The organism is Paenibacillus sp. ClWae2A (assembly GCF_032452295.1).
Classification (GTDB): domain Bacteria; phylum Bacillota; class Bacilli; order Paenibacillales; family Paenibacillaceae; genus Paenibacillus.
Genome location: NZ_JAULSQ010000012.1, coordinates 131,706 through 148,332, shown reverse-complemented (window position 1 = coordinate 148,332; position 16,627 = coordinate 131,706). Strand labels below are relative to the sequence as shown.

Below are 16,627 nucleotides of genomic sequence, written 5' to 3'. Positions count from 1 at the left end.
ACATGAAATGCTGGTTATTGGTATCTTTTTTGTATAGTTGTTCGTGACAAAAAGGTCATATCCCGTTATATTTTCCGCTTGATATTCATCAACATTGTAACTCGAGCTGTAAACCTTTCCGAAATCGGGTTAATTATAATAGAGAGGTGAGCGTATGAGATATGCGATCAGGTCAGGATTACATACGCAATGATCCCTAATTGTGAATTCAGAGAGGAGTTTTATATATGACATCATGGAAAAAGTGGACAAGTGCTTTGCTCGCAGCAGGAATTATTGTAGGTAGCGGTTCGGTATGGCAGGATAGTTCGGTACAAGCGGCTTCCGTATCCTCCAAAGTTACAACCCCGGCTGAGGTGACCCTGAAATCAGGTGGGAAAACACTAACTCAAAAAGGACTTCTTCAAGGTGGCTCAACTTGGGTATCTCTTACGGCAGTTAAAGATGTGGCAGGTGGAACCCTGAAATATGATGCGAAAACCAAGTCATATACGGTAACAGCAGCCAACAATGCGATGACCATTAGCCTGATGGATGGACAACCAAACGTTTACATTAACGGTTATTACCCTCAAGTGGATGCAAAGCTGATCAACGGCAGATTATATATCCCATTCTCGGCAATGAGAGATTATCTGGGTGTACAGGGGAATTGGGATGCCAAAACCAAAACGTTGACACTCAGCAAGGTGAAACAAAATAGCGTAAAAATTAAAGCGGCAACAGCTAATGTCACTGTGAAAAATGCTGAAGTAGATGTTCAATATCCACAGGTGAGTGGACTTGCCAGCAAAGAAGCTGAAGCGGCGATCAACAAAGTGCTGAAAGACGAAGTGGATGCTTATGTAGCTGACTTCAAGAAACAGACATCTGAATTCGGCGGTGCAACAGCCAACCGTCCATATGCATTTGAGAGCTCTTATGTAGTGACGTACAACGAAAAAGGCGTGCTGGGACTCATTACACAACGATATGAGGATTATGCCGGCGCTCATGGTATGACATACCGTACGGGCCACACCTTTGCACTGGACACAGGTAAGGAACTTACGTTAGATGATGTGCTGCAAAATAACAAAACCATGCGTGAGACGTTGGGTAAAAAAGTGGGCGAGCAACTGAAAGCCCGCGGTGGATACCTCGATGGTTATAAAGGGTTAAATAAAGATCAGGATTTCTATGTGACACCAACGGGTGTGGTCGTGTTCTTCCAGCTATATGAGTATACAGCGTACGCAGAGGGATTCCCTGAAATGCCATTTACGTATAAAGAGATTCTCCCTAAAGGTACAGAACCTTTCAGTGATGTAACGGGAACCAAATAACGAATCATTATTATGCACTCTTCGGTTATCTTTCTTATAAAATGAAAAAAAAGAAGCCCTCATCATGATCATGATGAGGGCTTCTTCTCGTATAGACAACACAATTATATGTTGCTGATTACGTTAGGTGTTGATTATGTTAACGCATAGACCGTGGTCTACGTCACACTTAGATGCCTTGGGAACCTACGTTTTCAATAACTTTATCAATGATACCGTAATCGGCAGCTTCAGCAGCACTCATGAAGTAGTCACGATCTGTATCTTTCTCAATCCGCTCCAGCGGTTGACCTGAACGCTCAGAGATGATGCGGTTCAACGTATCACGCATTTTCAGGATGCGGCGAGCACGAATTTCGATGTCGGAAGCTTGACCTTGAGCACCACCAAGTGGTTGGTGAATCATGATCTCACTGTTAGGCAACGCAAAACGTTTACCTTTTGCACCGGCATTCAACAAGAATGCACCCATGGAAGCGGCCATACCTACACAGATGGTAGATACATCCGGTTTGATGAATTGCATTGTATCGTAAATTGCCATACCGGCTGTAATTGATCCGCCTGGGCTGTTGATGTATAAGTGAATGTCTTTCTCCGGATCTTCCGCAGCCAGGAACAACATCTGTGCCATAATGGCATTAGCCACTACGTCATTAACATCGCTACCAAGGAAAATAATACGATCCTTCAGCAATCTGGAGTAGATATCATAGGCGCGCTCACCCCGGTTGCTCTGTTCAACGACCATTGGAATAAAACTCACGTGAAAAACCTCCTTGGAATGTAAATGTTATTGGTCTTTATAATTAAACTGTTACCGTATTACCCACATAATAAACAATTCCAAACAAAAAGTCAAAGAAAGTCAAACTAACTTGCAAAAAAAAGAAACCTTTCCGGTTTCATTGGTTAAATGGGTTATGAGTTGTTAAATAAAATGGCGCGCCCGCCAAGAATCGAACTTGGATCTCAGGCTTCGGAGGCCTACGTCATATCCATTGGACCACGGGCGCACATTATGTGACAGCAATAATGATTATAGCTCATGAAATATTTAATTGCAAGCAGTTCGTTGTGGTATTGGTTTGGATTAACCTAAAAATGATCATGATGAAGAAGAGTGGATAAAGAGTGCATTTAAGTAAATGCTATTAGAGGTTTTGGACATGCCGTATGAAATGTGATTCTGAGCGATATGTAGATGGAATTCATTTGTTTCTTCTATATATAGTATGCGTGAGCTAGTCCTTGATCATGGAAGTCTAGGATTGTGAAAATAGGCGCGTACAAACGCTGAATGCGTGTCGAAATAACACGTTGAAACACTTGCATGTCACGTCAGTTTTAGGTAGAATAGACGTGGGACTTAAAAAGTTAACCCGGGACGTTTTAGGGCCACGAAAGAGAGCTTAGAACGAGAACTTGCGGGAGTGGAAAGCATGCGAACGATTTTAGAAGTACAAAAGCAGCTTCTGCCTGATCTCATGGATATCTTGAAAAAGAGGTATACGATTCTGCAACAGATCATGTTATCGGATGTGATCGGACGGAGGACGTTAGCTAATTCCATGCAGATGACCGAGCGGGTTCTGAGGGCTGAGACCGATCTGTTAAAGGCTCAGGGACTTATTGAAATTGACAGTGCAGGAATGAAGATCAGCGAGGCAGGGTATGATTTGCTGCAGCAGTTAGAGCCCGTAGCCAAAGAGTTGTTCGGATTATCCGAGCTGGAAGAGCGCATCAAGCAAGCCTACGGTCTGCAAAAGGTAGTTGTGGTTCCTGGTGATTCGGACGTTTCTCCATTTGCCAAAAGGGAACTGGGCAGAGCCGGAGCGAAGGCTCTCGGCAATATCATGAGTGACAACGACGTTGTCGCCGTTACTGGCGGATCAACAACGGCCGAAGTCGCAGAGCAACTGACTCCGCCAACATCGCTCAAAGGTGTCTGGTTCGTACCAGCACGGGGTGGACTTGGAGAAAGCCTTGAAATTCAAGCAAATACGATTGCATCCACAATGGCAAAACGGGTAGGAGCTCAGTACAAACTCCTACATGTACCGGATTTGCTTAGTGATCATGCCTATGAATCATTAATTCAGGACCCCAGTGTTCAGGAGATTCTGCAGCTGATTCGGAAATCGCGGATTGTTATTCATGGAATTGGTGATGCCGTGGAGATGGCGACAAGACGGAAACTTGCGACGGAGATTATAGATGAACTTCAGGAGCAAGGAGCCGTATCTGAATCTTTCGGTTATTACTTTAACGATCAGGGTAAGGTGGTACATACCATGCTTACACTGGGTATGCGACTTCAGGATATTGAACGAACCGATGTTGTGATCGGAATTGCAGGTGGCAAAAGCAAAGCTGCTGCCATACATTCCGTGTTGCGATTTGGTCAGGAAGATATTCTGATTATTGATGAGGCTGCTGCCGAAGTCATCGTTGCTGAAATGGAATAAGGGTTTACTTTGCATCACAACTATTGTTGTCTTGACGGACTTCACGGTCTGTCTTGAATATATAAGTTTCATAAAAAATTAATCAAAACTTGGGAGGAACTTACTCATGATTAAAGTAGGTATTAACGGTTTTGGACGTATTGGACGCTTGGCATTCCGCCGTATTCAAAATGTAGAGGGCATTGAAGTAGTAGCAATCAACGACTTGACTGACGCTAAAATGCTGGCTCATTTGCTCAAATATGATACAACTCAAGGTCGCTTCGATGGCGATGTTGAAGTACACGATGGCTTCTTCAAAGTGAACGGCAAAGAAGTTAAAGTATTGGCTAACCGTAACCCGGAAGAACTTCCTTGGGGCGACCTGGGCGTAGATATCGTTCTGGAATGTACTGGTTTCTTCACAACTAAAGAAGCAGCTGAGAAACACTTGAAAGGTGGAGCTAAGAAAGTTGTTATCTCCGCACCAGCTACTGGCGACATGAAAACCATCGTTTACAACGTAAACCATGAAATCCTCGACGGTACTGAAACTGTAATCTCCGGCGCATCTTGCACAACAAACTGCCTGGCACCTATGGCAAAAACACTGCAAGACAAATTCGGAATCGTTCAAGGTTTGATGACTACAATTCACGCTTACACTGGCGACCAAAACACGTTGGATGCTCCACACCCTAAAGGTGACTTCCGTCGTGCTCGCGCAGCAGCTGAAAACATCATCCCTAACACAACGGGTGCTGCTAAAGCAATCGGTCTGGTAATTCCAGAACTGCAAGGTAAATTGGATGGCGCAGCTCAACGTGTACCAGTAGCTACTGGTTCCCTGACTGAGCTTGTAACAGTTCTGGGTAAAAAAGTTACTGCTGAAGAAGTTAACGCAGTAATGAAAGAAGCTTCCGATCCACAAACTTTCGGATACACTGAAGACGAAATCGTATCTTCCGACATCCAAGGTATCACTTTCGGTTCCCTGTTTGATGCAACTCAAACTAAAGTTCTGACTGTTGGCGACCAACAATTGGTTAAAACTGTAGCTTGGTATGACAATGAAATGTCCTACACTGCACAATTGGTTCGCACTTTGGAGCACTTTGCAAAAATGATTAAGTAATATCTGCAATAACATAGAGCGGAAACAGATGCTATATTGTTTCCGCTCTTTATATATCAATATTTTGCAAATTTCTCAAAAACACCAGGATTGACAAGGGATTTCAGCTCTTGATGGGTCCACCAAATACATGGGTGCGGAGGAAATACAGATGAACAAAAAAAGTGTACGCGATATCGAATTGACAGGAAAACGGGCTTTTGTCCGTGTAGATTTCAATGTGCCGCTCGAAGATGGTAAAATTACAGATGACAAACGTATTCGTGCAACGCTTCCTACAATTAACTTCTTGATTGAAAAAGGCGCTAAAGTCATTTTGGCAAGCCACATGGGTCGTCCTAATGGCGAAGTGGTTGAATCCTTGCGTTTGACTCCAGCAGCTGAGCGTTTGTCTGAATTGCTTGGTAAAACAGTTGTTAAAGCTGACGATTCTGTTGGTGACGCTGTTAAAGCTCAAATCGCTGAACTGAACAATGGCGACGTATTGTTGCTTGAAAACGTTCGTTTCCACGCAGGCGAAGAGAAAAACGATCCGGAACTGGCAAAACAATTTGCTGAACTGGCTGACGTTTTCGTTAACGATGCGTTTGGCGCAGCTCACAGAGCACATGCTTCGACTGAAGGGATCGCACACTTGCTTCCAGCAGTGTCCGGTTTGTTGATGGAGAAAGAACTTGAAGTGTTGGGTAAAGCAATCTCCAACCCTGAGCGTCCTTTCACAGCCATCATTGGTGGATCCAAAGTTAAGGACAAAATCGATGTAATTGACAACCTGCTGAACATTGCAGACAACGTAATCATCGGTGGCGGTCTGACTTACACGTTCTTCAAAGCACAAGGACATGAAATTGGACAATCCTTGCTGGATGATTCCAAACTTGATGTTGCTCTCGGTTTTATCGAAAAAGCGAAAAAATTGGGCAAAAACTTCTACCTGCCGGTAGATATCGTAGTGTCTGACGATTTCAGTGCGAAAGCAAACACACAAATCGTTGACATCGATGGTATCCCAGCCGATTGGGAAGGTATCGACATCGGTCCTAAAACACGTGAAATCTATGCTGACGTAATCAAAAACTCCAAATTGGTTGTGTGGAACGGACCAATGGGCGTATTTGAAATCGAGCCATTCTCCCACGGTACTCGTGCAGTAGCAGAAGCTTGCGCTGAGACAGAAGCTTACACTGTAATTGGTGGCGGTGACTCCGCAGCAGCAGCTGAGAAGTTCAAATTGGCTGACAAAATGAACCACATCTCTACAGGTGGCGGTGCATCGCTCGAGTTCATGGAAGGTAAAGTACTTCCAGGCGTAGTGGCATTGAACGACAAGTAAGTTTTAGTAGTCTATAGCATGAAGGAGTTGAAACCCATGAGAACACCGATTATCGCAGGTAACTGGAAAATGTTCAAAACGGTTTCCGAATCCAATGACTTCATTCAGGAAGTTAAAGGAAAAGCGGAAGTTGAAGGCGTGGAGACTGTAATCTGCGCACCGTTTACAAATCTGCCATCCCTGGTAGAAGCCGTTAAAGGCACAAACATCAAAATTGGTGCACAAAATCTTCACTTTGAAGACAACGGTGCATTCACAGGTGAAATAAGCGGCGTGATGCTGAAAGACCTGGGTGTGGATTATGTCATTATTGGTCACTCGGAGCGCCGTCAATATTTTGCGGAAACCGATGAGACTGTTAATAAAAAGTTGCATGCAGCATTCCGTCACGGATTGACTCCAATCTTCTGCCTGGGTGAGACGCTTGAAGAGCGTGAAGCGAACCAAACAAAAGACGTATGCAAAGTGCAAACAGTAGCTGCTTTTGCAGGTCTGTCTGCAGAGCAAGCGGCACAAGTTGTTATCGCTTATGAGCCAATCTGGGCGATTGGTACAGGCAAATCCTCCACTTCCCAAGATGCGAATGAAGTTATTGCTTACATCCGTACGCTGGTGAAGGATCTGTACAACGAGACGGTTGCGAATGCAGTTCGTATTCAATACGGCGGCAGTGTTAAACCGGAAAACGTAACAGAATACCTCGGACAAAGCGACATCGACGGCGCACTTGTTGGCGGTGCCAGCTTGCAGCCGGCTTCGTTCATCGCGCTTGTTGAGGGGGCGAAGTAAGATGACAGCTCCAAAACCTGTAGCACTGATCATCATGGATGGCTTTGGTCTGCGTAACACGGTGGAAGGCAACGCGGTAGCGCAAGCCAAGAAACCGAACTATGACCGTTTCATGAGCCAATTCCCACATACAACACTCACTGCTTGCGGTGAAGCTGTAGGTTTGCCAGAAGGGCAAATGGGAAATTCCGAGGTAGGTCACCTGAACATTGGTGCCGGCCGGATCGTATACCAGGATTTGACCCGTATCTCCAAATCCATTCGTGACGGCGAGTTCTACGACAATGAAACACTTGTCAAAGCTGTTCGCGAAGCGAAACAAAGCGGCAAAAAGCTTCATCTCTACGGTTTGTTGTCCGATGGCGGCGTACATAGTCACATCGACCACCTGTTTGCTATGCTGGATCTGGCCAAAAAAGAAGAAATGAACGATGTATATATTCATGCCTTCATGGATGGCCGTGATGTTATGCCAGACAGTGGTAAAGACTTCATGCAGAAGCTGATCGCTAAGATTGAAGAAGTTGGTGTAGGACAAATCGCAACGGTTCAAGGTCGCTATTATGCGATGGACCGTGACAAACGTTGGGAACGGGTTGAGAAATCATACCGCGCCATCGTTTATGGAGATGGACCGAAATACACTGACCCACTCAAAGCGGTTGAAGAATCGTATGAGAAATCCGTATTTGATGAATTCGTTGAACCAACGGTTATCGTCAAAGCGGATGGTGAGCCGGTAGGTCTGGTAGAGAGCGGCGATTCCGTTATCTTCCTCAACTTCCGTCCTGACCGTGCGATCCAGTTGTCGCAAGTATTCACGAACCAGGATTTCCGCGGTTTCGATCGTGGTCCGAAGTTCCCTGTGGGCTTGCACTTTGTATGCTTGACTTTGTTCAGTGAGACGGTTGAAGGTTATGTGGCTTATTCGCCGAAGAACCTCGACAACACCCTGGGTGAAGTTCTGGTACAGAACAATAAAAAACAACTGCGTATTGCAGAAACTGAGAAATACCCGCACGTTACCTTCTTCTTCAGCGGCGGTCGTGATGTAGAGCTTCCGGGCGAAACTCGCGTACTGATCAACTCACCAAAAGTTGCAACGTATGACCTGCAACCAGAGATGAGTGCGTATGAAGTAGCTGACGCATGTGTTCGCGAGATAGAAGCAGACAAACATGACGCCATCATTCTGAACTTTGCTAACCCTGACATGGTTGGACACTCCGGCATGCTGGAGCCTACCATCAAAGCGGTTGAAGTAACAGATGAGTGCATGGGCCGTGTTGTGGATGCAGTACTTGCCAAAGGCGGCGTTGTACTGATCACGGCGGATCATGGTAACGCGGATATGGTGTTCGATGAGCAAGGACGTCCGTTCACAGCTCATACAACGAACCCGGTTCCATTTATCGTTACGGACGCCAATGTAACCCTGCGTGAAGGTGGAATCCTGGCAGATATCGCGCCAACGATTCTTGACCTGATGCAATTGCCTAAACCGGCTGAGATGACAGGTACATCCGTCATCGCTACCCGTAAATAAGTTACGCAACAACAGATATAAATTGGGCGGTTTGGCGTTTGCACATGGAACGAAGGCAGCAGAAATAGTCTGAAGAAGCGAAGCGCTCGCCTTTATCACATGATTTCAACTTATGAAAATAAGTTCAAAGAAATCAGGGGATAACAGCGATCGGAAGACGATTCTGCTGACGAAGTGAAATAAGGGCAAACACAAGTTGGTCCTAAAATTAAATCCCAACTATAAAGGAGATTATCACAAATGACTATTATTTCTGACGTGTACGCTCGCGAAGTCCTCGACTCCCGCGGTAACCCTACAGTAGAAGTTGAAGTATACCTGGAGTCCGGCGCAATCGGACGCGCAATCGTTCCATCTGGTGCATCCACTGGTGCCCACGAAGCCGTTGAGCTTCGCGATGGTGACAAATCCCGTTACCTCGGTAAAGGCGTTCTGCAAGCTGTTAAAAACGTAAACGAAACAATCGCTCCAGAAGTTATCGGTATGGATGCATTGGATCAACTGGGTATCGACAAATTGATGATCACTTTGGATGGTACGCCAAACAAAGGTAAACTGGGTGCTAACGCAATCCTGGCTGTATCCATGGCAGTAGCTCGCGCAGCTGCTGACGCTCTGGACCTGCCATTGTACGTTTACTTGGGTGGATTCAACGCTAAAGCACTGCCAGTTCCAATGATGAATATCATCAACGGTGGTGAGCATGCTGACAACAACATCGACGTTCAAGAGTTCATGGTTCTTCCAGTTGGAGCACCAAGCTTCAAAGAAGCTCTTCGCGTAGGTGCAGAGATCTTCCACAACTTGAAATCCGTATTGAGCTCCAAAGGCTTGAACACAGCTGTAGGTGACGAAGGTGGTTTCGCACCGAACCTTGGTTCGAACGAAGAAGCAATCACTACAATCATCGAAGCAATTGAAAAAGCTGGTTACAAACCAGGCGTTGACGTATTCTTGGGTATGGACGTTGCTTCCACTGAGTTCTACAAAGATGGTAAGTACACACTTGCTGGCGAAGGTAAATCTTACACTTCCGCTGAGTATGTTGACCTTCTGGCTTCATGGGTTGAGAAATACCCAATCATCACAATCGAAGACGGTATGTCCGAAGATGACTGGGATGGTTGGAAATTGCTCACTGAGAAATTGGGAGACAAAGTACAACTCGTTGGTGATGACCTGTTCGTAACAAACACTGAGCGTCTGGGCAGAGGTATCGACGAAGGTATCGGTAACTCCATCCTGATCAAAGTTAACCAAATCGGTACATTGACTGAAACATTTGATGCAATCGAAATGGCTAAACGTGCAGGATACACAGCTGTAATCTCTCACCGTTCCGGTGAGTCCGAAGACAGCACAATCGCTGACATCGCTGTTGCAACTAACGCTGGTCAAATCAAAACGGGTGCTCCTTCCCGTACAGACCGTATCGCGAAGTACAACCAATTGCTCCGCATCGAGGATCAACTGGGTGAACTGGCTCAATACAATGGTCTTAAAGGATTCTACAACCTTAAAAAATAAGCTGGATATCCAGCTTTTACGGGCAAGCCGGGTAACCGGCTTGTCTTTTTTATTGAAACGGAGTAATGGTATAACGTGAGGATTAAGCAGATGGTGAAATGTAGGGCATTGTATAAACGGTACTACTTGTAGTACAACCATAGCTATGTTACAATTAAAGTAACTGTTTTTATGGTGAGATGTTATGCCCACATGGGTAGGAGGTGGAAAGAATGGATATTGCTTTGAAATTGCTGCTCGTTGTCTTCTCGATCGGTCTAATCACTGTAGTATTGCTGCAGCACGGGAAAAGCGCTGGTTTGGCGGGTGCCATCTCCGGTGGTGCGGAACATCTTTTCGGTAAAACGAAAGCGCGCGGATTGGATCTCTTCCTGCAACGTGCAACGGTGGTACTGGGTGCAGGATTTATGATTTTGTCTATTGTTGTTACGGTGGTTTCCAAGTAAGATTCGGAACTGCTGTTCAATGAATAGCTTAAGCTAATGGCTTAATTGATGAACCTTCGTTTCGTGAAGAAACGGGGGTTTTTTAATAAATTCTTACGCGTCCAAACTTTTCCAACAATTTAATCTATAGACTCCATGATTTTCGGTCTTCTTCTCACTTCTGTTCGGTTTTCCTTCCTTAATCATGCAACAAAACCCCTATCATGTATGGAAATGTACCTCGCTTATTCGTTACGCGCGAACTCACTCCCTATAATGAATGTCATGTGTACAGAAAATTTTCGGATGTAGTTCTTTTCCAGATGCGCACAGCACTTGTATCGCATAAAATGTCTGTAGAGATACGTGAAAGCGTGATTTTAGAAAAGCGCCCGGCAACTGTGGTTTTTTTGCGAGGTACGGATGGGCCGGATTGAATTCGTGTATACTAGGGTATGAGATAGTATGGTTGCACGACAACACTCTTCACAAAAGTGATATTGTATTGCATGAAAATGGTAAGAATTCCGATACATAAAGAGATAAGACTTGCTTACACTTTTATGTTTCCCGAGGTGAATATATTAATGATAACAGAACAACAATTGCTCGACTTCATGCGGGAAACCGCTTATAAACCTATGACTTATCAGGAGTTGGAACAGCACTTCGCTATTGAAGATGCAGCTGATTTCAAAGCCTTTTTGATTATGCTTAATACGCTGGAGGAATCCGGCAAAGTTTTGCTGACCCGTAACAATCGTTATGGCATGCCAGAGCGCATGGATTTGGTACGCGGACGATTACAGGCTCACGCCAAAGGTTTTGCTTTCCTTATTCCTGAGGATCGGGAGCACCCGGATGTGTACATTCACGCCAATGATATGAAGAGTGCAATGAATGGTGACACGGTATTGGTTAAAGTCACGTCTCAAGGACCTTCTGGCGGTCGCCTGGAGGGTGAGATCGTCCGTATTGTTACTCGTGCTGTGACACAAGTTGTAGGTGTGTTCCAAAGCCATGAGGTGTACGGCTTCGTTATTCCGGATGACAAACGGATTAATCGCGATATTTTCATCCCGCGTACGAACTTTGCTGGGGCTGTGGATGGACAGAAAGTTGTAGCAAAAATCGTCAGCTATCCGGAGGGCCGTGCGGCAGCCGAGGGTGAAGTGATCGAGATTCTTGGTCATAAGGATGAGCCGGGTATCGATATTTTGTCCGTCATTCGCAAGCATCAGCTGCCTGAAGCTTTCCCGGATGAAGTGGTAGAAGAGGCGGAGAGAGCACCAGACTCCATCACGGATGAAGAGATTGTACAACAGGGTCGCCGTGATCTGCGCGGACTTAACATTGTCACGATTGATGGTGAAGATGCCAAGGATCTGGATGATGCTGTAAATGTAGAGAAACTGCCTAATGGTAATTACCGTCTGGGCGTTCATATTGCCGATGTCGGCTATTATGTGCAAGAGAATTCTAAGCTTGATCAAGAAGCCTACAACCGTGGGTGCAGTGTGTATCTGGTGGATCGGGTTATTCCGATGCTGCCACAGCGTCTATCCAACGGTATCTGCAGTTTAAACCCACAGGTAGACCGCCTGACATTGTCTTGTGAGATGGAGTTTAACGACCAGATGAAGGTTGTAAAACATGATATTTTCACAAGTGTAATCAAAACCAAAGAGCGGATGACGTATTCCAACGTCCGTAAAATCCTTGAAGGTGAAGAGCCGGAATTACTCGAGCGTTATAAGGATCTGGTAGATGATTTCCATCTGATGAAAGAGATTGCCCTGAAGCTGCGTGCTATGCGTATGCGCCGTGGTGCGGTCGACTTTGATTTTGAAGAATCCAAAATTATTGTGGACGCAGAATGCAAACCGATAGATATCGTAAAACGGGAGCGTTCAATTGCAGAGCAAATCATTGAGGAATTCATGTTGGCAGCGAACGAAACCGTGGCAGAGCATTTCCACTGGTTGAAGGTTCCGTTCATTTATCGTGTGCACGAAGATCCGGATCAGGAAAAACTGCAAAATTTCCTCGCCTTTGCGGCGAATTTTGGACACCAGGTCAAAGGACGTGGCAATGCGATTCATCCACGGGCGCTTCAATCTTTGCTTGAGGATATCAAAGAAACGAAAGAACAAACCGTGATTAGTACGATGATGCTCCGTTCCATGAAACAGGCGAAGTATGATTCTGAAATGTCAGGTCACTTTGGCCTCGCGGCAGAATTCTATAGTCACTTTACGTCTCCAATTCGTCGTTATCCCGACCTCGTCATTCACCGGGTGATTCGCGAAGTCATTGAAAATAATGGTGCTTTGCCGGAGAACCGTCAGGAGTATTTGGCAGCACGTATGGCCGATATTGCGCAGCAGTCTTCGGAACGTGAACGTGTGGCAGTAGAAGCTGAGCGGGATACGGAGAAAATGAAAAAAGCCGAGTACATGCTCGATAAAGTAGGCGAAGAATTCGAAGGCATGATCAGCAGTGTGACCAGCTTTGGTATGTTCATTGAACTGGAGAACACGGTCGAAGGCCTGATTCGCTTGAGCGCGCTCACAGACGACTATTACCATTTTGATGATCAGCATATGGCTCTGATTGGTGAACGTACCTCGAAAGTCTTCCGCATCGGTGATGAAGTGAAGATCCGTGTGGCACGTGTAAGCATGGAAGAGTATACGATTGATTTTGAAATGGTGGATATGAAACCTCGCGGTGAACGTCCTGGCGGCTTCGGTGGCGGACGTGGAGGAAAAGGTGGACGTCCTAGTAGCGGCGGCGGACGCGGCGGTGCCAAGGGTGGACCAAGTGGTTTCAGCGGTTCACGTGGCGGCAAAGGCAGTTCAACAGGTGCTGGAGCCAGCCGTGGTGGCAGATCAACGGAAGAAAGCAGCAAAGGTGGACGTGGCGGTCGCGGTGGAGCAGCAAGTGCAGGCGCGGGCGCAGGCTCATCTGGTGGCTACGCAGGTAAAGGCGGCAAACCTAAAGGTGAGCGTCGTGCTGGTGATGCTGGTGGATCAACTGGCCGGGGCAAAGGCGCGGTGAGCTTTGGTTTTGGCTCAGGTAAAGGCGGTTATAGCTCTACATCGGGTGGATCGGATACTAGTTCAACCGGTGGACAAGGAAGTGGCCTGAACAGCGGCAGCGGTCGCGGTGAAGGAAGCTTTAAGTCCGGCAAGGGCGGCGGTAAAGGTGGCAAAGGCGTAAGTGGACGCAAAAACACTTCGCCGAGCGGCGTGTTTATTGGAGAGAATGCAACTCCTGGTGGCGCTCAGGAAGGTGGAGCACCACGACGCAAGCGGAAGAAGAGCAAAGGTGCCGCTGGTAACGGCACGGCAGCTTTTGTACGAAAAAAGAAAAAATAAAGCTAACGTAACTTTGGAGAGACGGATTACAACTGGTTCCTCCGGGTTAAGCGTTAGAGAAATAGTCACTTCAGCCGGTGTGTTGTTTCGCACAGTCTGAAAGTGGTGTAATGAGGAGGGGCGGCAGAGGTCGCCTCTTTCTTGATTTTAACAGCCGTACTTGCTACAATTAAGGTCTGGCACGAGGTACCTTGGTGCAACATTGGGTGCGCTGCTATATAGCATGGTACCGGCTTATTTTACGGAGAAGGAGTGAGGACATGGGCAAGAATGATGGACAGAGTAAAGTGCTCGCACAGAATAAAAAGGCTTCCCATGACTACTTCATTGAAGATACGTATGAAGCGGGCATGGTGCTTACCGGAACGGAGATCAAATCTCTTCGTAACGGCCGTGCGAATATTGGTGATGCATTTGCCACGATTCGAAACGGTGAGATTCATATTCACAATATGCATATTAGTCCTTTTGAACAAGGGAACCGAAATAATCCGCTCGATCCAACACGAACGCGCAAGTTGTTGATGCATAAAGTGCAGATTCACAAGCTGCTCGGGCTGTCGAAACAGGACGGATACAGCATTGTGCCGCTGAAAATCTATATCCGCAATGGTTACGCAAAGCTCTTGCTTGGACTGGGTAAAGGTAAGAAGCAGTATGATAAACGGGAGACTGCAGCCAAGCGGGATGCTCAACGTGATATCCAACGGGTACTGCGCGAGAAGCAGAAGGTCGCACGTTAAGTGGAGCGCTGGGCGCGAAAGCTTTACTTTAGGTGTATAAGTTAGTTTTTGTGATGGAGCTAGGAAGATTGATGTATGAGTTAAGGAGTCTCAAGGTTTGTCCTGCAATGGGCAAATTGAGGCTTTTGTTATTTGTATTGGGGAAGGTGATTTGATGTGAATAGCTGAAGTATGCAGTTGGCTGATTTTTGTTGTGTGTGATTAAGTACATTGCTAGGAGCATGGAGCTAAGTGTGGTGATGAATCTAAATTATCACCTGTTGCGTAGTTTGTCAGGGTAGTGGGTAAAATACTTAGGTGCAGTTGTTCGTGATCCGATCTGGGAAACTTTACTTCCGATTAGTGACGCGGTATAATATGTAGACGATTGAGCCTGTTGTATTGTATAACTTTGTACACATGCTCAGCCTGCTGGAATGTCTTCCAGCAATCTGTACTATTTCGGTGATGTGTCCTGTGTTATGATTACTCATGTAGCAGACAGGAATGCCGAGTTTGAAAGAAGCATCTTTTTACCTTGGAGGAAAAAGATGTGCAGCACCTTTGCTCCGTATTCACGGATTTAATCCTGGAGCCCTTCTTCATTGAGGGGGCGTTTATGGATTCGACGGGGATAGTTCGAGCATGGGTAGCGGGTAGTGGGGACGCGTCCGCTTTATCAACGCTAAAGCCTATTAAACGGCAAACAACAAACAAACTACGCTTTCGCAGCCTAAGAAACTGTGTGCGTGCTTCTACCCTGCATCGCCCATGTGACAGGGATAGGGGCTAACAAGTAGTGGGATACGCTGTCACATCTCCGCCTGGGGTGTGCTGAAGAAGATAATCAGGCTGACCCAACGTATAGCCGGTTACGGGGCGATACTCGGGTGACATCAAAACTGTGACTACACCCGTAGAAGCTTATGTGCCGTTATCTTCGGACAGGGGTTCGACTCCCCTCGCCTCCATTCTAAAAGCCCGCTCATAGAGCGGGTTTTTTACTTGTAAAGGTAAAAATTATAGACCAAATATAGACCCTAGATTTCTATAGTGCTTATATCGATGATGTTGTTGACATAATGTCTATTTAGGTTTGCTATTATTTTATTGGGAGTTGGAACATTAATGATTGAATTTAGGACAGAAAACTCGAGCTTTAGCCTTATAAAAAATTACGTTAAAGAAGTAAGAAACGACAGATGGGGACGAGACAAACGTAAAAAAGTGGTTTGATAAGTATCGCTATCAGATCGAATGCTACAATGAAAAAGGGCAAAAAGTATTTCGTATGATTTTCTCATCTTCAGATGGATTCATTATTCCTAATTGGATAAACCACCAATATAGCCAAGAGAAATTAATACCCCTAGAATCTTTTTATCAAGTAGTTGCCTTAATGAAACTTGCAGATGAAAGGCTATTGGAGAATTGTCAAAGACTTATGGAATTATTAGAGAAGGACACATGTTTTGGAGTAAACGTTATAAGATTTGGAGAACTTCGTGACAAATCGAGTAACCGCATACAAATATTAGATTTTTGGCAGTATGGAGAAGAAGAACAGATTCTCTATTATAAAGGTGGAGTATGGAATGAGAAAGAGAGTTCCATAAAGATCTCTGAGTATCGACACATGATAGAATGGAAGCCGCTTGATAAACAAATTAAGTTGATAAACCTTGGAATTAAACAAGGTAGGAAATATACCAGAGATGCGTATCTATTATTTGAAATTGACTATAATGGGGAACATCCCAATATAAGAGTAAATAATTCGCTAAAGCCTAATCAAGTTACATATGATAAATGGAAAAGATATTTAACAAAAGTCGTGGATGATATAGATGTCATGGATAAGATACAGAACTTATTTAATAAAATTTAATCTTTCAAAATAAAACCGACAGTGGCTAACTACTGTCGGTTTTATTGATAGTGAGGAGAAATCTACAGGTCAAGTAAGCAGCATATTATAGGTGTAAAGTGACTAAATTG

The 16,627-nt window shown here is 45.3% G+C and carries 12 protein-coding genes, 1 tRNA gene and 1 other RNA gene; 12 read left to right on the top strand and 2 right to left on the bottom strand.

Translation table 11 applies throughout. The annotated features are described in order from the left end of the window. Window positions 1-227 precede the first annotated feature (227 nt). The gene (locus QVE09_RS25660) at window positions 228-1,325 is read left to right on the top strand and encodes a stalk domain-containing protein (RefSeq protein WP_315939101.1); all 1,098 of its coding nucleotides are present in this window, start codon (window positions 228-230) and stop codon (window positions 1,323-1,325) included. Between the two features lie 169 nt (window positions 1,326-1,494). Here the strand turns inward: QVE09_RS25660 and clpP are convergent, their stop codons facing one another. Continuing rightward, window positions 1,495-2,091 (bottom strand): ATP-dependent Clp endopeptidase proteolytic subunit ClpP, encoded by a 597-nt coding sequence (gene clpP, locus QVE09_RS25655; RefSeq protein WP_017691245.1) that lies wholly within the window; start codon window positions 2,089-2,091, stop codon window positions 1,495-1,497. Between the two features lie 175 nt (window positions 2,092-2,266). Beyond that, window positions 2,267-2,341, bottom strand: a tRNA-Arg gene (locus tag QVE09_RS25650). Window positions 2,342-2,767: 426 nt separating this feature from the next. On the opposite strand from QVE09_RS25650, the gene QVE09_RS25645 reads away from it, so the two are divergent. The 11 genes from QVE09_RS25645 (at window position 2,768) to QVE09_RS25595 (ending at window position 16,517) form a co-directional block, all read left to right on the top strand. Continuing rightward, window positions 2,768-3,793 carry a sugar-binding transcriptional regulator gene (locus tag QVE09_RS25645; protein WP_221822444.1) on the top strand — a complete coding sequence of 342 codons (1,026 nt, stop codon included), beginning with the start codon at window positions 2,768-2,770 and terminating at the stop codon, window positions 3,791-3,793. Between the two features lie 106 nt (window positions 3,794-3,899). Next, a complete protein-coding gene (gene gap, locus QVE09_RS25640; RefSeq protein ID WP_056695277.1) occupies window positions 3,900-4,907 on the top strand; it encodes a type I glyceraldehyde-3-phosphate dehydrogenase in 1,008 nt (335 codons plus the stop codon). Between the two features lie 151 nt (window positions 4,908-5,058). Continuing rightward, entirely contained in the window at window positions 5,059-6,240 is a 1,182-nt protein-coding gene (locus QVE09_RS25635) for a phosphoglycerate kinase (RefSeq protein ID WP_036674741.1), read from the top strand. Between the two features lie 36 nt (window positions 6,241-6,276). Next, window positions 6,277-7,029, top strand: a complete 753-nt coding sequence (gene tpiA, locus QVE09_RS25630; protein ID WP_036616221.1) for a triose-phosphate isomerase — start codon at window positions 6,277-6,279, stop codon at window positions 7,027-7,029. A gap of 1 nt (window position 7,030) precedes the next feature. Next, on the top strand, window positions 7,031-8,575 hold the full coding sequence (gene gpmI / locus QVE09_RS25625; protein ID WP_315939100.1) for a 2,3-bisphosphoglycerate-independent phosphoglycerate mutase: 1,545 nt from the start codon (window positions 7,031-7,033) through the stop codon (window positions 8,573-8,575). A gap of 240 nt (window positions 8,576-8,815) precedes the next feature. After that, window positions 8,816-10,102 (top strand): phosphopyruvate hydratase, encoded by a 1,287-nt coding sequence (gene eno / locus QVE09_RS25620; protein ID WP_062837741.1) that lies wholly within the window; start codon window positions 8,816-8,818, stop codon window positions 10,100-10,102. Window positions 10,103-10,314: 212 nt separating this feature from the next. After that, a complete protein-coding gene (gene secG, locus QVE09_RS25615) occupies window positions 10,315-10,548 on the top strand; it encodes a preprotein translocase subunit SecG (RefSeq protein ID WP_036616231.1) in 234 nt (77 codons plus the stop codon). A 566-nt stretch (window positions 10,549-11,114) separates the two neighbouring features. Continuing rightward, window positions 11,115-13,907 (top strand): ribonuclease R, encoded by a 2,793-nt coding sequence (gene rnr, locus QVE09_RS25610; RefSeq protein ID WP_315939099.1) that lies wholly within the window; start codon window positions 11,115-11,117, stop codon window positions 13,905-13,907. Window positions 13,908-14,167: 260 nt separating this feature from the next. Then, window positions 14,168-14,650, top strand: coding sequence for an SsrA-binding protein SmpB (gene smpB / locus QVE09_RS25605; protein WP_036674736.1), 483 nt, complete (start codon window positions 14,168-14,170; stop codon window positions 14,648-14,650). A gap of 588 nt (window positions 14,651-15,238) precedes the next feature. After that, window positions 15,239-15,603, top strand: a transfer-messenger RNA (tmRNA) gene (ssrA, locus tag QVE09_RS25600). 317 nt (window positions 15,604-15,920) lie between these two features. Beyond that, window positions 15,921-16,517 (top strand): hypothetical protein, encoded by a 597-nt coding sequence (locus QVE09_RS25595; protein ID WP_315939098.1) that lies wholly within the window; start codon window positions 15,921-15,923, stop codon window positions 16,515-16,517. Window positions 16,518-16,627 lie beyond the last annotated feature (110 nt).

Coding starts and splice junctions, on each gene's coding strand:
- QVE09_RS25660 (WP_315939101.1), top strand. CDS start 228: ATGACATCATGGAAAAAGTGGACAAGTGCTTTGCTCGCAGCAGGAATT.
- QVE09_RS25645 (WP_221822444.1), top strand. CDS start 2,768: ATGCGAACGATTTTAGAAGTACAAAAGCAGCTTCTGCCTGATCTCATG.
- gap (WP_056695277.1), top strand. CDS start 3,900: ATGATTAAAGTAGGTATTAACGGTTTTGGACGTATTGGACGCTTGGCA.
- QVE09_RS25635 (WP_036674741.1), top strand. CDS start 5,059: ATGAACAAAAAAAGTGTACGCGATATCGAATTGACAGGAAAACGGGCT.
- tpiA (WP_036616221.1), top strand. CDS start 6,277: ATGAGAACACCGATTATCGCAGGTAACTGGAAAATGTTCAAAACGGTT.
- gpmI (WP_315939100.1), top strand. CDS start 7,031: ATGACAGCTCCAAAACCTGTAGCACTGATCATCATGGATGGCTTTGGT.
- eno (WP_062837741.1), top strand. CDS start 8,816: ATGACTATTATTTCTGACGTGTACGCTCGCGAAGTCCTCGACTCCCGC.
- secG (WP_036616231.1), top strand. CDS start 10,315: ATGGATATTGCTTTGAAATTGCTGCTCGTTGTCTTCTCGATCGGTCTA.
- rnr (WP_315939099.1), top strand. CDS start 11,115: ATGATAACAGAACAACAATTGCTCGACTTCATGCGGGAAACCGCTTAT.
- smpB (WP_036674736.1), top strand. CDS start 14,168: ATGGGCAAGAATGATGGACAGAGTAAAGTGCTCGCACAGAATAAAAAG.
- QVE09_RS25595 (WP_315939098.1), top strand. CDS start 15,921: ATGATTTTCTCATCTTCAGATGGATTCATTATTCCTAATTGGATAAAC.